The 16,444-nt window shown below is 37.2% G+C and carries 16 protein-coding genes; 15 read left to right on the top strand and 1 reads right to left on the bottom strand.

The features are described 5' to 3' along the window. Window positions 1–376: 376 nt before the first annotated feature. Window positions 377–1,482 (bottom strand): IS3 family transposase gene (locus DESRU_RS16230; protein WP_143758753.1). Its coding sequence is split into 2 segments (ribosomal slippage): window positions 377–1,233 and window positions 1,233–1,482, totalling 1,107 coding nucleotides; the frame shifts between segments, so codons are not numbered across the junction. A gap of 241 nt (window positions 1,483–1,723) precedes the next feature. On the opposite strand from DESRU_RS16230, the gene DESRU_RS16220 reads away from it, so the two are divergent. From DESRU_RS16220 to DESRU_RS16150, 15 genes are all read left to right on the top strand, one after another. Beyond that, complete coding sequence (locus tag DESRU_RS16220) at window positions 1,724–2,458, top strand: hypothetical protein (protein WP_013843169.1); 735 nt, start codon at window positions 1,724–1,726, stop codon at window positions 2,456–2,458. A 336-nt stretch (window positions 2,459–2,794) separates the two neighbouring features. Beyond that, on the top strand, window positions 2,795–3,100 hold the full coding sequence (locus tag DESRU_RS20625; RefSeq protein WP_143758804.1) for a hypothetical protein: 306 nt from the start codon (window positions 2,795–2,797) through the stop codon (window positions 3,098–3,100). A gap of 110 nt (window positions 3,101–3,210) precedes the next feature. Further along, the gene (locus DESRU_RS16215) at window positions 3,211–3,489 is read left to right on the top strand and encodes a hypothetical protein (RefSeq protein WP_041275459.1); all 279 of its coding nucleotides are present in this window, start codon (window positions 3,211–3,213) and stop codon (window positions 3,487–3,489) included. Between the two features lie 105 nt (window positions 3,490–3,594). Beyond that, window positions 3,595–4,700, top strand: a protein-coding gene (locus DESRU_RS16205; RefSeq protein WP_143758753.1) for an IS3 family transposase whose coding sequence is annotated in 2 segments (ribosomal slippage) — window positions 3,595–3,844 and window positions 3,844–4,700 — 1,107 coding nt in all. Because the reading frame shifts where the segments join, the coding sequence is not laid out codon by codon here. Window positions 4,701–5,665: 965 nt separating this feature from the next. Next, on the top strand, window positions 5,666–6,526 hold the full coding sequence (locus DESRU_RS16200) for a hypothetical protein (protein WP_013843168.1): 861 nt from the start codon (window positions 5,666–5,668) through the stop codon (window positions 6,524–6,526). A 127-nt stretch (window positions 6,527–6,653) separates the two neighbouring features. Continuing rightward, a complete protein-coding gene (locus DESRU_RS20005; protein WP_013843167.1) occupies window positions 6,654–7,190 on the top strand; it encodes a rhodanese-like domain-containing protein in 537 nt (178 codons plus the stop codon). A 373-nt stretch (window positions 7,191–7,563) separates the two neighbouring features. Continuing rightward, complete coding sequence (locus DESRU_RS16190) at window positions 7,564–8,439, top strand: hypothetical protein (protein WP_013843166.1); 876 nt, start codon at window positions 7,564–7,566, stop codon at window positions 8,437–8,439. Between the two features lie 318 nt (window positions 8,440–8,757). Further along, window positions 8,758–9,144: an IS110 family transposase gene (locus tag DESRU_RS16185; protein WP_041275458.1), complete on the top strand. Its 387-nt coding sequence runs from the start codon at window positions 8,758–8,760 to the stop codon at window positions 9,142–9,144. A gap of 116 nt (window positions 9,145–9,260) precedes the next feature. Next, entirely contained in the window at window positions 9,261–10,109 is an 849-nt protein-coding gene (locus DESRU_RS16180; protein ID WP_143758803.1) for a transposase, read from the top strand. 357 nt (window positions 10,110–10,466) lie between these two features. Next, complete coding sequence (locus tag DESRU_RS21830) at window positions 10,467–10,763, top strand: LytTR family DNA-binding domain-containing protein (protein WP_013843165.1); 297 nt, start codon at window positions 10,467–10,469, stop codon at window positions 10,761–10,763. Between the two features lie 527 nt (window positions 10,764–11,290). Beyond that, window positions 11,291–12,091 (top strand): thioredoxin family protein, encoded by an 801-nt coding sequence (locus DESRU_RS20000; protein WP_013843164.1) that lies wholly within the window; start codon window positions 11,291–11,293, stop codon window positions 12,089–12,091. 277 nt (window positions 12,092–12,368) lie between these two features. After that, window positions 12,369–12,959, top strand: a complete 591-nt coding sequence (locus DESRU_RS16165) for a DUF2599 domain-containing protein (RefSeq protein ID WP_013843163.1) — start codon at window positions 12,369–12,371, stop codon at window positions 12,957–12,959. Window positions 12,960–13,250: 291 nt separating this feature from the next. Continuing rightward, entirely contained in the window at window positions 13,251–13,568 is a 318-nt protein-coding gene (locus tag DESRU_RS16160; RefSeq protein ID WP_013843162.1) for a hypothetical protein, read from the top strand. 367 nt (window positions 13,569–13,935) lie between these two features. Next, a complete protein-coding gene (locus DESRU_RS16155) occupies window positions 13,936–14,316 on the top strand; it encodes a hypothetical protein (protein ID WP_013843161.1) in 381 nt (126 codons plus the stop codon). A gap of 342 nt (window positions 14,317–14,658) precedes the next feature. Further along, entirely contained in the window at window positions 14,659–15,453 is a 795-nt protein-coding gene (locus DESRU_RS16150; protein WP_013843160.1) for a lipid II flippase Amj family protein, read from the top strand. Window positions 15,454–16,444: the final 991 nt, after the last annotated feature.

The following is a 16,444-nucleotide window of genomic DNA, read 5'->3' as shown; positions in this document are numbered from 1 at the left end:
CGGCCTTAATTATGGCTATTCCTTTAGGCTCAGTTATGTTATGGTATATGAGACTTAAAGGCATTAATACTTTGGATTTAGGATCGTTATTAAACAAAGTTATTTACTACCAAACTAAGGAACTTTTTATTCATTCCATGGCTGGTGTATGGTTTGGGAAGGTGATAATTGACTGCTTGAATAATAACGATGATAAGTCCGCTTAGAATGAGTACAAATAGGGGTTTGGCGGAGTCAGGCTTGACTTATTAGCCTATTACCGAACCCCGCAATCCGGAAAATGTTTATGCCTCCTCGCGTCGAATATAAAGTTAATCATTTTGCGACGGAGGAGCATCTGACCTGCCCCCAGGTTTTGTACCACAGGGGATGTTAGTCACGAAATTTGTTCACAGGTTTTTTTAGCCAGATCTGTAGCATATTCTACTGGTGTTTTGTTGCTCAGTCCGCTATGTGGACGAACTGTATTGTATTCATGACGCCACTCTTCAATAATTCGACGAGCCTCACTTACGCCTCTGAACCAGTGTTCATTAAGGCATTCATCTCGGAGTTTTCCATTAAAGCTTTCTACATGGCTATTTTGCATTGGTTTACCGGGGTCTATAAACAGTTGGATAACCCTATGTTCATAAGCCCATTGATTCAAGGTCAGTCCTGCAAATTCAGGTCCGTTATCAGAGAGGATTTCTTTGGGATAACCTCTGTAAATAGCAATTCTATCTAGTACTCTTGTCACACGCCGTCCTGTTATTGAAGTATCCACTTCGCTGGCCAGACACTCTCGAGTTGCTTCATCAATCACTACAAAAACTCTAAATCGCTGCCCAGTTGCTGTTGAGTCACTAACAAAATCCATAGACCACCTTACATTCGGTTGAGGCGTAACTGTGGGGGGGCGGCCCCTTCCAGAGAGAACACGTTTTCTTTTGCGGCGACGGACAGCGAGTCCAGCAAGCCGGTATAGCCTATATACTTTCTTGTGGTTAACTTTCTGTCCTTCACGCTGAAGTAAGGCATGGATTCGTCTATATCCAAAGCGACGCCACTTAAAGGCAAGTTCAGATATTCTCGTTTTCAATGCCTCGTTCTCTTCTGAAGTAGAAGGAACATATCTATGACTGGAGCGTCCGATACCAACAAGCCTGCACGCTCTGCGTTCACTCATACCAAAAGTATCTTGGAGTTCTTTAACAAGCTTTCGCTTGCGAGCAGGCTTTACTTGTTTTTTTCAATAACCCACTTTAGAGCCTGGTTGTCGAGGGTTAGTTCACCTACGAGTAGCTTAAGTCTGCGGTTTTCCTCTTCCAACTGCTTAAGTTTCTTCGCATCACTTGCTTCCATTCCGCCGTATTTAGATTTCCAGCGATAAAAGGTTTGTTCGCTAATGCCATGTTGCCGAAGAATGTCAGCTACCGGCATCCCATTCTCATGGGAGTTAAGTATTCCAATGATCTGCTCTTCGGTGAAACGTTTTCTCATAACTGTCCCCTCCTGACTTAGTTATACTACATCAGGACTAACATTTCCTTTGGACCAGTTTTCGGGGAGCAGGTCACATCCATATGCTGCGGAAAAAGAGAGCTGAGCAAAAATTTTTCTATTAGTCTTGAGGAACGCATTCCTCAAGATCATTTTTGGCGCTATGTAACGAAGTCGTTGACTTTTGATTTTGGACGTGGGATCCCTATATCGATTGCAAGTAAAAAAGGGGCGGTTCAATTTGAGAAATAAAAAAATATTTATATATGTTTTTGCCATCTTGTGTGTGTTTTTGGTTGGGGGTGTCAGTTACGCAACTTCTCCAGAACAACAAGCCAAAATATTTGCAGAGGAAAATCTATCAAAATATCTGGAAATGATTGAGCCGAACTATAAAGAATTTCACTATAGTACACAAGAACAAGTGATGAAATCATATTTAGGTGAGCCTATAAAGAATTTTATTATAAACCCACAAGAATTTGATGAAAATAAAAATATACTAGAACAATCAAAATCGTATCCGTTTTATGTTTTTCCAGTAATAGTGAATGGTAACGTAGTAACTGACTTTACTGTTATTCTTGTTAACGGAGAATGGCAAGTTGTAGATATTGGTGGTCATTTAAGTAAAATTATTTATGACAAATCTAAAGAAGTAGAAGAAAATAAAATTGTAAGGTATGCTGGCAAAACTTATGTGATAATAAACAAAGACAACAAAGAAATTGGTTACACACCTTATTTTAGTGAACCAAGTACGGGTTTAGATAAAGAAAAGTTGACATCTTCAGACGTTTTGAAAAGGACATTTGCCCACCAAAAGGACGCTTTGTTAAAGCTTAAAAAACAAAGTAGCGAACCCAAGATAAGAAATATTTCTTCCAACCAAGGTTTTAATTTGAGCTTTGACCAAAATATAAGCGTATTTGAACGGGTTGTAAAATATGTGAGTCATGTTTATAAATATAACTAAAAGGTCAACGGAATACTTAATGCCCCCTGCAACAACACAGGGGCATTAAGTATTCCGTTGTGCTAAGATAATAAATGGAAGAATCAAAAGAAAGGAGGTGCGTATGAAATTCCGGATTACCATTACACATTGTCCAGAAAGGCTTAAAGATTAACACAAGGGAACCGTCCCCTTGAGCCCCCTATATGCTGGTAATATTATTTTTATTTCAATCTTCATCACTATCTTTTGCTGCCAACACTATTTCCCCTGAAAAAGCAATAAACGAAAGTCAAGTGATTCATAAAGACACCGTAGCCCCTACAAATAGTAGAACCTTGGACTGAAAATAAACAAATGCGACAAAAAACCTCTACTCATTTTCAAGTTATGACAGTATCTATAATTGCCTCAGCATTAGCAGGACAGTTTGGTGGAGTTAAAGCAGCTTGGACTGCTATAGCAGGGAGCATTGCCTCAAATGCTTATTGCCTTAATAATAAAAATGTTTATGAAACGGTTTACTACTATTATCAACCAAGTTATGATGATCCTCAATTGCCTTACAGAATTAAACAAGTCACCTTTTTCTATGAGGATTCTTCAAGAACTAAACTTATAGATATTAATACAAGATACTATTACAGTAATATGACTTGGTAATCAGGGCATTAAATTATTATGAACTGGGATTTAAATGAATAATTTGATCCCAGTTCATAATATATAATATTGAGATCAAATATACTTATTTATAAAAAGGAGAGGTGATTGTGCAAAGCAACAAAGAATTTCTAGCTAAATGGAAGCCAATTCATGAAAAAGGTTTGTTTTTATTTTTATATAAATATGTTTTATTACCCATAATTTTATTAATTATAACTAATATTGTTTTAATATTAATTTACTCTGTTGATGACGAGATGCTCCATAGGATTATAATGACTATTGTATTATATACTTTATTAATAATATTAATTCAACTTGGACATTGGTTTAAGTCGGAAAAAAGATATAAGAGAATAATAGATATTAATGGTGAAAAAAATTAACCGAGAGAAGATTTTGTCGGGAGAACGGGTGACCTGCTCCCCGAAAACTGGTCCAAAGGAAATGTTAGTCCTGATGTAGTATAACTAAGTCAGGAGGGGACAGTTATGAGAAAACGTTTCACCGAAGAGCAGATCATTGGAATACTTAACTCCCATGAGAATGGGATGCCGGTAGCTGACATTCTTCGGCAACATGGCATTAGCGAACAAACCTTTTATCGCTGGAAATCTAAATACGGCGGAATGGAAGCAAGTGATGCGAAGAAACTTAAGCAGTTGGAAGAGGAAAACCGCAGACTTAAGCTACTCGTAGGTGAACTAACCCTCGACAACCAGGCTCTAAAGTGGGTTATTGAAAAAAACAAGTAAAGCCTGCTCGCAAGCGAAAGCTTGTTAAAGAACTCCAAGATACTTTTGGTATGAGTGAACGCAGAGCGTGCAGGCTTGTTGGTATCGGACGCTCCAGTCATAGATATGTTCCTTCTACTTCAGAAGAGAACGAGGCATTGAAAACGAGAATATCTGAACTTGCCTTTAAGTGGCGTCGCTTTGGATATAGACGAATCCATGCCTTACTTCAGCGTGAAGGACAGAAAGTTAACCACAAGAAAGTATATAGGCTATACCGGCTTGCTGGACTCGCTGTCCGTCGCCGCAAAAGAAAACGTGTTCTCTCTGGAAGGGGCCGCCCCCCCACAGTTACGCCTCAACCGAATGTAAGGTGGTCTATGGATTTTGTTAGTGACTCAACAGCAACTGGGCAGCGATTTAGAGTTTTTGTAGTGATTGATGAAGCAACTCGAGAGTGTCTGGCCAGCGAAGTGGATACTTCAATAACAGGACGGCGTGTGACAAGAGTACTAGATAGAATTGCTATTTACAGAGGTTATCCCAAAGAAATCCTCTCTGATAACGGACCTGAATTTGCAGGACTGACCTTGAATCAATGGGCTTATGAACATAGGGTTATCCAACTGTTTATAGACCCCGGTAAACCAATGCAAAATAGCCATGTAGAAAGCTTTAATGGAAAACTCCGAGATGAATGCCTTAATGAACACTGGTTCAGAGGCGTAAGTGAGGCTCGTCGAATTATTGAAGAGTGGCGTCATGAATACAATACAGTTCGTCCACATAGCGGACTGAGCAACAAAACACCAGTAGAATATGCTACAGATCTGGCTAAAAAAACCTGTGAACAAATTTCGTGACTAACATCCCCTGTGGTACAAAACCTGGGGGCAGGTCACGGGGTCTACCATAGAAAATGAAGCGGTAGCACCCTTATTTTGATATAATAAAAATCAGCGAGGGTGTGGCTCGGGGTCCGGGGTCAGGCTTGACTTCTTGATTTATTTCTTTTTAATTTTTCCATCTTCTGAAAGTCTTACTGAGTTGACTATAGCCTCCTCGCTAGCATTCTTCGTGATAAACTTGGTTAATCGTCTCATAAATAAGCATTTTAATCTGTTACTATCTTCCTTTTCCAACATCGACCTAGAAGTTTTTTCTTATTAAATCATTTCTTAATGTCTTTGCATAACGAGGTTCAAAATAAGTCAATAAGTCAAGCCTGACCCCTTATGCCCCTTATGCCCTGTTCATTACCATAGTACTCCTGACATGAGTGACCATCATGATATTGCAACCATCTATGCAACCATCTATATGGGTAAAAATAAACCTCCTGGATTTTAATTAGTTGCACTCAGGGCATCAACGGACTATCACAGGGGGACGGTTCCGTTGTGCTAAGATAATAAATGGTAGAATCAAAAGAAGGAGGTGCGTATGAAATTCCGGATTACCATTACACATTGTCCAGAAAGGCTTAAAGATTAACACAAGGGAACCGTCCCCTTGAGCCCCCAGGAATTAGAAAAGAGATTACTTTACCCGGAAACCAATTAGAGAACGAATTTTTCTTCGTTCTTTATTTTTTTGCAGAAGATAGAATTTTTTAGACATCCAAATCCTCTTTTCAGACAAGTAAATCCCCCTTTTAGACAATATTGGTAGACATGGGGTTTATTGGTTGATATTATTGGCTCATGGAACTGATATATCCATTTAATTTGGATATACAGCATAGAAATAGATAGTTAGACTAGACGCTAGGGGGTGATTGTAATAGTTTTTTAAAGGATATAAATTATACGATTAGGGAGGATTTGTAATGAAAAAAGGAAAATGGTTAATCGTTTCTTTCATTGTAATGCTTTGTTTACTTATTACCTCAAATGCGTTTGCATCCACAAAGGAAGAGTTGGGTCCAAATGAAATTTTAGTATTTGAAGCAGATGAAATTAATGATGTGAATACTCTTTTTGACAGAGCTCAAAAAGGGGTCTCTGATGTTAAAGCAAAAATTCCAGTTGTAAAATTAAAAGATAATAACGGAAAAAATTTAGATTCAAAAGTTAAAACTTTTGTTACAGTCCAAAAGATTAAGTCTAAAAAGAACTTAAAGTCTGGGTTTGTTTCTGATTCATATCGTATGGATTCTTTTGCAGTTGTTGATAAATCAGCTTTCGAGGATAGTGTTAGCGTTACTAATAAAGAAGTAAAAGTTGCCTCTACTAATAATCTCATTGGATTAGTAGCATTAACTGATCCATGGAGTGGATATGACAAAAATTCTTTTGTGTATGCTCATACTACGACCTATTATGATGTAATGAGATGTGATAGAGGAGGTAGCTCAGGAGGTATTCAACCTCACTATCGTTTTACAAAGGTTACAGGAGCATGGGATATATTAACTAGCTCAGTATCACTCAGTAATGCCTATATTAATGGATCTCATCAATCCACCTTTACTTTTACTAGTTCCTGCCAAAAAGGTCTTAATACTGTATATGGCAATAAAATAAATATTGGAATCCCTGGTGATGGTCAAGTATATACATTAAATTTAAATCCCCCTTACTATTATGGAAATGATGATCTTGGAGCTTTTAACGTTACACAAATGCATGTCAAAATTACCAGAGGTACAACTTCCTATGATTTTGATCTCTATAACTACTTAGGTTAAAATCATAAACCCCGGATTAAATCCGGGGTTTAAAAATAATTTTTTTATAATTGGCATTTATTTTAGATACGTTGCTTGTAAGTACGCGTGGATAAAATACTTATTTATTAGGAGAGTCTAATATAATATGAAACGGTATATGAGTATTCTTTTTTTACTGACTATATTTTTACTAAGCCCAAGCGAATCCTTTTCAAATGAAAAAAATATTATTCCAGTTGAATATAATAGGGATATTAGTCCCAACTCTATAGTAAAATATAATATTGAGAAATATCTCTTCGGAATTGTAAACCGGGAAGATTATTCAATTTCCTCTTTAACACTTGCCAACATGATTTTGGAAGATTCCCACAACATTTATATTTTAGATATCAGGAAAAAGGAAGACTATATAAAAGGCTACATACCAGGGGCTGTAAATTGTTGGCATCATAACATTTGTCAGTTTATTCCTTCTATACCTAAAGATAAGAAAATAATTGTCTATTGTTATTTAGGTCAATCATCTGGCCAAATAGTAGGAGTTCTGAGAACTGCAGGTTACAATGCGTTCTCTCTACAAGGTGGTTGGAATAACGGATGGCTTGAGTTTGCTAAAACAGACGAAGATGCTAGTTGCGGTTGTAGCCCGGCCCCCAAACCATCTTCCTCTATTCACTAGAGGGTATCCTTTAAACCATAAAATCCCAAAGATAATACGAAACTACGCGATGATCAATAGACTTAATAATTAAAGACGTATATATTGGTATGGAAATCACAAAGTTAAATAATTACCAAGGATAATTGTCTAAACATAAGACACTGTATATGTGTGATCGATTATCAATCGATAGTTACGAGAAACAATCAAATGCAAAAAGCACTTTCACGATGATAAATCTTGCTGAAAATACTCTATATAGTCACAATAGATGCAGCAAAAAATTGGGTGATAGCTCTTCTGCAATTTCTTCGGTTTTCTTCCCCAACATGCTTAAATTTCTACCGGCCTGGTCTTTCTATTTTTAAATACATGGAAGGTGGTATGATTTTTGAACTTATCTAAGGTTATTTTTATAATAAATTTAGCCATTTCATTATTCTTTGTAGGTTGTTCAAACCAAAGTAAAAACACTTTTGATAATCCCATTCTTAAAACTATAGAAGTTACAATGGCTTTTGAATCAGAGGGTTTACAACTTGAAAAATCTAATATATTAGCGAATAATTACTTATTAGATGGGGTAAAGCCAGATATCTTTAGAGTTGTTAACAGCAAAGACATTTTATTTATATACTCCTTTAAGCAATATAGTAGTAGAATTAAAAATTCCTCTATATTTAATGATAATGTAACTTTGATAAAAAAATTTAATCCTCTAATAAATGATACATTTCCTTTTATTCGAAAATATGAAGCTAAAAATATTCTGCTTGTTTATATTCCAGAGATAATTAATCCCCCGGATAATAATGTGACGATTAACGATAATCGACTTAAAAGCTTAGAGAATATAGTGTTTAAATTGAATGAAGGAAAGCAGCGTCTTTATAGAGGAGAAAATGATTATTGGAAGGGAGAGGTGCTTGTCAGATACTATGAATATTGGTGGGAAGATCAAAATAAGATGAAGCACTACGAAGGATACTATAGTGAGCAACCGATTATAACTTATAAAGGTCCAGCTTCTAAAGATATTGGGAACATAAATTATAAATATGAAGGTATTGGCGATATTACTGAAGGTAATCAAGTTAATTTGACCCAGGAAGGGACATTAAAAGTTAAGTATCGAGAGAATCACGGTCCTATACCACGTGATGATTCGGTTTTCAAAATCACTATAGAGTGGGGAAATAAAAAAGAAGTCATAGAAATGAGAGGAGTAAATCATGACCCAGCTTTAATAGAAACAAAAAATTCCTAACAGCAACGGACTGCAAGTTTTTCATTTGTGGCGGTGTAAAAGTATCCAAAAACTGATTAATTGCGAATGAAAAAAGGGGTCTACCATGGAAATTGGTAGCGACACCCATAAAAAGATGATAAACTGACAACAGACGAGGGTGTGGCTCGTGGGGTTAGTTGCTCATGAAAATGAGTTAACTCGGCTCTGAAATGCCGCCCTCGTTTTGTTGTTATCCATGACATTTACCGGGATGATGCCGTCCTGCGGGAAGTGGCTCTGTTAGTAGACGTGATGTTGGATAACAACGGGGTGGCGCCATAAAGGGAGGGGTTGTATATGCAACAACAGCACCTGTTAGTCGGCGTGGATGTAGGGTGCCGCAAACATCACGTCGCCATTGGTGGACCGGGCGGGATCACAGAACAATTTGAAATCACACATGACGCTCGCGGCTTTGCGTATTTCTTTGAGCGTGTTAGTGAACAGGCACGACGCCAACGCTTGCCGGTTGTCGTCGGCATGGAAGGCACTAACGGCTATGCCCGGCCCTTAGATCAACTCGTTAAAGACAAAGGGTATACCCTCTTGAATGTCAACAACTTAAAATTGGCGCGGTTTAAAGAAATATTTGCGTCTCCGGCCAAAACGGACAGTATTGATGTGCACAATATCACAATATCAGGGGACGTATCACAGGGGGACGGTTCCGTTGTGCTAAGATAATAAATGGTAGAATCAAAAGAAGGAGGTGCGTATGAAATTCCGGATTACCATTACACATTGTCCAGAAAGGCTTAAAGATTAACACAAGGGAACCGTCCCCTTGAGCCCCCGTCCCCTTGAGCCCCCTGGAGCAGGTCAAAGAATCCCTGCAACCCGTACTGACCGTCAGCGAGATCGAACAGCAGCTCAAACGGCTCAGTCGCCGCCGCAGACAGTTAGTACAGGAGAAAGTCAATGTGCAAAACCGCATGCAGGTGGACCTTCAATCTGTGTGCCCAGGATTTCTTGATATCATTCATAAAGTGGATGCGCTCTATGTATTGCGCTTCCTCAGCTTTCGTTCCGATCTACGCCAGCTAGCCAGACTGAGGCCGGCCACCATCCGAAGCATTCCCGGCATAGGCGTGACCAAAGCGGCGGTGTTGGCACGATGGCAGTCCAGCGCCGTCTTTGGATCGGAAATTGCCTGGGTGGGACCGATGATTGTAGAAGACGCCAAACGCTTGCTGCAACTAAAGGAAGCAATTGATTCGCTGGAAGCCCAACTGGAGGCTTTGGTTAAACAGTCTTTACTAGCAAGAATCCTTGACAGCATCCCGGGGTTCGGGACGATCAGCGCAGCGGAGGTCAGTGGCGAAATTGGGACGATGACACGATTTGCGTCAGAAGCCAGTCTAGCTATCTATTTAGGGATGGCTCCGCTTGACAACAGTTCCGGCAAGCATAAGGGAACGAAATCGCCGCAACAAGTTAATAAACGGGCTAAGGCAGCCATGATGGTGGGCATGGGGCATCATATCCGCAAAGTAGCTGAATCAAAAGCATATTATGAAAAGAAACGGACCGAAGGAAAAAGGCACAATCAGGCCTTGCGTTCGTTAGGTAGACACATTACCCGTGTCTTTTGGAGCATGGTAAAAAACAACCGTCTATACGAAGAAAAAAAACAATCTCCTGTTACATAATTTTATGGTAGCTAGGGAGAATGGGATGTCGTTTCAACTGCCTAACTTCCAATATTTTACTGAATTGGCTCTGGCAGATAAAATCTCTTGACAAATCGAGCGGGATGTTCAGACTTGACTTTTTGATTTATTTCTTATTAATTTTTCCATCTTCTGAAAGTCTTACTGAGTTGACTATAGCCTCCTCGCTAGCATTCTTCGTGATAAACCTGGTTAATCGTCTCATAATAAACATTTTAATCTGTTACTATCTTCCTTTTCTAACATCGACCTAGAAGTTTTTTCTTATTAAATCATTTCTTAATGTCTTTGCATAACGAGGTTCAAAATAAGTCAATAAGTCAAGCCTGACCCCTTATGCCCCAAGAAGTTATCCTTATCACCAGAGAAAACAGAAAAACCGTACTCCATACGACCAAACAAAGATTGGAAACGACGGAAACCCTTAACGATATAGAAAAAAGATTAACCGGAAGCTCCTTTTTCCGCTCCCACCGGGGTTATATAGTAAACCTCAGCCTGATCAAAGAAATTTACCCCTGGGGCAAGAAAGGATACCAAGTTACCTTTTCTGGAACCAAAGAAACAGCCCTATTAACAAATGAGAAATTTAAGGAACTTGAAAAGAGATTACTTTACCCGGAAACTAATTAGAGAACGAATTTTTCTTCGTTCTTTATTTTTTTGCAAAGGGTAGGATTTTTCAGACATCCAAATCCCCTTTTCAGACAAGCAACCCCCCTTTTTAGACAATATTGGTAGACATGGGGGTTATTGGTTGGTAACATTGGTTCAAGAAGAAGATTTTATCTCATCAATGACTAAACAACATCCAGCTCATTCATGAAATCCTGAAAAGCCGAGGCTCTCACTCTTAATCACGCAAATAGAACTGCAAGGAGGAGACCGAGAAGCCTTTGCCTGTACGAGAATAGCATCTCAGAAGCAAAGAAGTAAAGCAAGACCTTTTATTCAACACAGCAAGCTGCGGTGAACAAGACCAAAAAGGACGCAGGTCATCAAGGGCTTTTAGCACTGGTGTGCTAAAAGCAGGAAGAACCATTTTAGTGATGGTATTGTTGTCAAGGTCGAGTAGACGTCGATAATCTCCGTCCTTCTCTTGACACAAAAATATCAGACCCATTTAATGACTTTATTATACGAGAGGAGGAGTTACTATAATGTTGAAACATATACGAAAGTTCGCTGTAATAGTGTTTTTTTTAATCGTAATTTTAATTGTCAGTTTCTACGTTAAATCTCTCAATAATGAATATGTGTTAGATATTACAGTAGCAAATACATTTTATGAGATATCTGATGGATTTGTTTACTTTGGTAGGCCGACCTGCCCTAGTTGTGAGCTTTTTAAACCCTTACTAACAGAAGTAGCAAAAGAAGAAAACATACAAGTATATTATTTTAATACGGATTATTTTAGAAATAATTCTCTTCTTACTGAGGCTGAATTGAAAGAAATTTTTGAAAAATATCAGATTCAGCAAGTGCCCATATTGATAAAATTAGTGAATGGCTCACTTGATAGTAGCTTTGGTGCAAATTTTATCGAAGAAGAATCGGGAAAGATAAAAGAAGAGATAAGAGATTTTGTTACATATAAAGAACTCCCCATTGAGTATATACCGCATTATACGATTGTAATAATATTATTCATTATATCAATATTAATTATTGTCATGCTATTTTTATTAAAAAATAAAATAAAATCAAAAAAAATCATTTTTATCCTGTTGATGACTAATATATCTACCATTATTATATTAATTTTCTCAATAAAACCAATGATGGATTATCTCGAACATAATAATCTTTCGAAAGACCCTAAAATGGTTATTCTGCTTTTGATGACAATTGTAATTAACCTTGTTTCACTAATAAAATTAGTAATAATGTATAATAAATTTCAAAAAAGAGAAGATGGAACAGAAAAATCAGGTTCAGATACTATTAGCGAGATATGAAAGATTTCTACTTCTCGTTTAACTGTTATTATGTATCTTTACATCAAGTGCAAATAAATAAGATTTTTACAAGTATCCTTCAGAATTTGCAATTTAACTGGCTTTCTTACAAGGTACTCTGGAAGTTTAATATTTGCGCATAACTTAGTGCAGTAATATATCAACTAGATTTTAATCTGTGAATTATAAGATGGAAAGGGGATGATGTAAGATGTATAAGAAAAATTTGTAACCGCACAGAAACCAATGTTAAATCTAATTTTGAGGAGTTTTTGTAATGAAGAATTTGAGTAAGTTGTTTTCATTGTTGCTTGTTGTTATGATGGTTATTGTCTCCACAACAACCGCAACTGCATTTGCTGGAGAAGATTCCAGTAAAAATGTGCTGAGTGAGGTCGATCAGCTTAAAGCAGACATAGCAGAAATTGAGAGTGTTGACCTTAATGATCTCCAAGAATTCTACAATCAAAATAAGGATTGGATTGAAGATGTAAACACCAGGCTTGAGGAATACATGGCAGACATCCCCGAAGATCAAAGAGACACTGTATTGAAAGAATTACGTGGAGATAATCCATATGCACGAGCTGCTTCGGATTATTTTGATACGTACACCTATCATTATAGGGGTGACTTTTGGACATATAGTATGACACCTAAAACGTCAACCCGATTGATGTGGCCTTATGCTGAGGCTGGCTGGATTGAACTGGGCAGGATCTATTCTGGTTTACGTAATGATAACGGTAGCTTATACAACCAATATAAGTGCCACTTTGATTTGGTAGTTGAAGCAGATTGGGATATAGAAGTAGGAAGACCACTTGTAAGTTATGTTGAAACTGTTAAAAAACTTTGTAATCCCTAGCATGTTAAAAATGTTATATAATGTGTGATGGCTGAAATGCTTAAGTAGTGTGTTCTATTGCCACTTAATTGCTTTTCTGCGCGGAATCTGACAGCGCTGGCGAGGGTAAAGACCTTGTCGGCGCTTCACTCTGGCCTGATCGTTGTAAAACTACCTTTTCCCGTTTACGAATCTATAAGTGATTATGAACTGAATGGTAAATGGATTTTGTTAATAGTGTCTACGCTTATATAAGCTTTTGCTTGTGAACATACTTAATAATTAGCATTAAAATAAATAGGAGGAAAATATATGCCTGCACTTATTATTAGCTTAATATTAATAGTTTTATGTGTTTATTTTGCAGTGTTTTATTTTAAAAAAACCGAAAAAAAAATCAATTTAGAAAAAAGAGGAATCAACATTGTAATTTTTGTTTTAAGCCTAATTTCTTTAATTATTTCTTTGAAACTATTTTGGAATATGGGTGTGTATGTAGATGATTACGGCTCATCCCCTGTCCTTGTATCGGGCGGATGGTTTTGGCTTAATATGGATTGGCTTAGGCTAGGTTTACTTTTTGTTCTCTGCGTAATTTCAGGATTGAAACTAATTAAGCGGCCTAAATAAGTGTTTATTATATTTAGGTATCCTGGTATATCGGGAGCGGAGGGTTGTATACTGGAACATAGGGGGACGGTTCCGTTGTGCCAAGATAAAAATGGTAGAATCAAAAGAAGGGAAGGTGCGTATGAAATGATGGATTAAGCCTGCGGCAAATAGCCGACAGAGCAATTTCCCATGACGCTTTGTTTGCTATACCCATTTTCTCTGAATCCGGTGCCTGACGTCGATTCTGTCCATATATCGCTCTTTTCAATCTTGTGAAATACGGTGATTTCGGGGGCTATCCGGAGAAAATCGTGAAATTATTAGAGAGGATGTAAATTATGAAAAAACATTTCGGATTTCACTAATATGTTTAGCTTTTATTTTTATGTTTGGGAGCATAGCCCTGGCAAATCCAGCACAAGGAGATACTTTTACCTTAACACCGGAGCAAGTAAAGTTATTTAAAGAAAAGGCTCTTCAAGATGGGATTGATGAAGTAACTCAAGAGAAGTTGTTAAAAAAATTAGAAAAGGGAGAACTTCTTGATTGCATGAATCCAGAAAAAATTAAACAAGCGCAAAAAAATACGAAATTAACTATTGACAAACCTAGAGCAGAATATACTTTTGAAGACGGAAGTAAATGGGTGACAGAAATAACAATTTTAGACTCTAACAAAACTAAAGATATCGGCCCTATGGTCAACTTAACTCGTGATGTAAAAGTCTATCAGGGTTCTTCACTTTACTTAGTTCACCTGCAATAATGTCCTGATTAAAGCAATAGACTTTTTTATCCCTAACACTATTGATCCAATCGTTAGCCCAATCTGCAGTAGTGATATTTGCATAAAATTGAGTACAAAAGCTCAAGAAACTTCTTCCTCAAGCCCAGCTACCGCAAGGTTTAAGTGGAAAACTTTGAGTTTTGGTACATGGGTAGATTGCTATTTACAACTCAATGTGGGCAACGATACCTATTGGAATACCTATAGTATGTAATTAAAATGCCCCAATCAATTGATTGGGGCAATAAATTTGATTTTTATTAATATAAATATATATAATATAATAAAATAACTAATCTACCATAATTTTTGGAGAGTAGAATGAAAGCATGTTTATATGAGTTAATGGTGCTAACTTTTATCATACATTTAATTGATACATTATCTTATTCCGTAAGACTTAACTCAGTTAGAAGTGGGCAATTCGCATTGTCCATGTCTTTTTTTAATTTGTTTGTTCTTGTTTCAAGAACAGCCAATACCTTTCAAGCACCTCTTATCGGTAGTTTGATTGGTATAAGTATAACAAGCGGGATCGAACCTTCTTTAGAGCTACGAAAAATAATTTTTTCATCGACAATCGGCACATTGGTTGCTATTTTTTTGATCCCCTGGTTTCTCAGAATATTTTCTGCGGCTGTGAAAAGATTAGATCTGCAAGGTTCCGTTCTGTCAGTATTAGTAGAAGCATTTAGCCTTTCAACTATGAAACAGCTAATTAGGAAAGCTGTAAAGCCCTCCAGGTCAATGATCAGCACAATCCGTTTTAATAATATACCAAAACGATTATTGATTTTAAATACCGTCATTACAGGTATTTATACAATCGGTGTTTTATCCGCTAATTATTCGGCAATGTTCGTTGCAGAACAGGACCGTCTGGCTGCTGCCTCTTCCGCAGGCATGATTAATGGAATTGCCACGATAATGTTGACATTATTTATTGATCCTAAAGCTGCAATCATAACAGACCAAGCATTAAAAGGGGATAGACCCTATAATGATGTAAAAGCATTGGTGACTTTGTTAATTGGTACAAAACTTTTAGGGACTATTTTGGGTCAATTTTTATTTTTACCTGCAGCTAAATTGATTGCCTACTTCTATAATAGTTAGGATTTTGAAAGGTCCGGTTGCGGGGTCAGGCTTGACTTATTGATTTATTTCTTATTGATTTTTCCATCTGAAAGTCTTACTGAGTTGATTAATAATGGTGAAAAAAATTAACCGAGAGAATGAAACATAGGGGTCCAGGGGGACGGTTCTGTTGTGCTAAGATAAAAATGGTAGAATCAAAAGAAAGGAGTTGTGTATGAAATGCCGGATTACCATTACACATTGTCCAGAAGGCTTAAAGATTAACACAAGGGAACCGTCCCCTTGAGCCTCCCGTTGATCCTGAGCAGGATAGTTTTGAGAGATAGTCAGGGCATTACGACATACTGTTTCGATTGACCTTTAATAAATGGCTGACTATAATGCCCTAAAACTTTGGGTCACAAGGAGGGAAAAATTATAATGAAAGTATGGAGAAATGAAACCGATATATCCTGGGTATTAAAATAAAGGTTGTGATGGTTCCGTTTATTCTATTTACATATATGAAGGGGTTTTTATGATAGCTATTGCTTTTTTTTTATTATGGCTATGGGTAGCATTTGCAATTTGTTCGCATTTAATTATAACTGTCATTGTTTATCAGGATGCAAAAAGATTAAATATAACTTCCTTAAATATTTCCCCAGTCTTATGGGCGTCCATATCTTTTGTGTTACCCATAATAGGAATGTTTATATATTGGATCATGAACCATTCATCCCTTAATGTAAAAGGGCATTAATGAGGAGAGACTACTCAAAAAAGGAGTAGGAGTCAGACTTGACTTATCAGCCTATTGCCGAAGAAGCTTAATTGGTGGGTTAGAGTGAAAACTGGGGTTAAAATAACAAAATGAAAAAGTCTCATTTCGCCCCAGCCAGGTTCAAGCAACACAGGGGGACGGTTCCGTTGTGCTAAGATAATAAATGGTAGAATCAAAAGAAAGGAGGTGCGTATGAAATTCCGGATTACCATTTACACATTGTCCAGAAAGGCTTAAAGATTAACA

The sequence above is a fragment of the Desulforamulus ruminis DSM 2154 genome, from assembly GCF_000215085.1.
GTDB lineage: Bacteria > Bacillota > Desulfotomaculia > Desulfotomaculales > Desulfotomaculaceae > Desulfotomaculum > Desulfotomaculum ruminis.
Note: the sequence above shows the minus strand (reverse complement) of the source record. Positions and strands in the feature narration are given on the sequence as shown.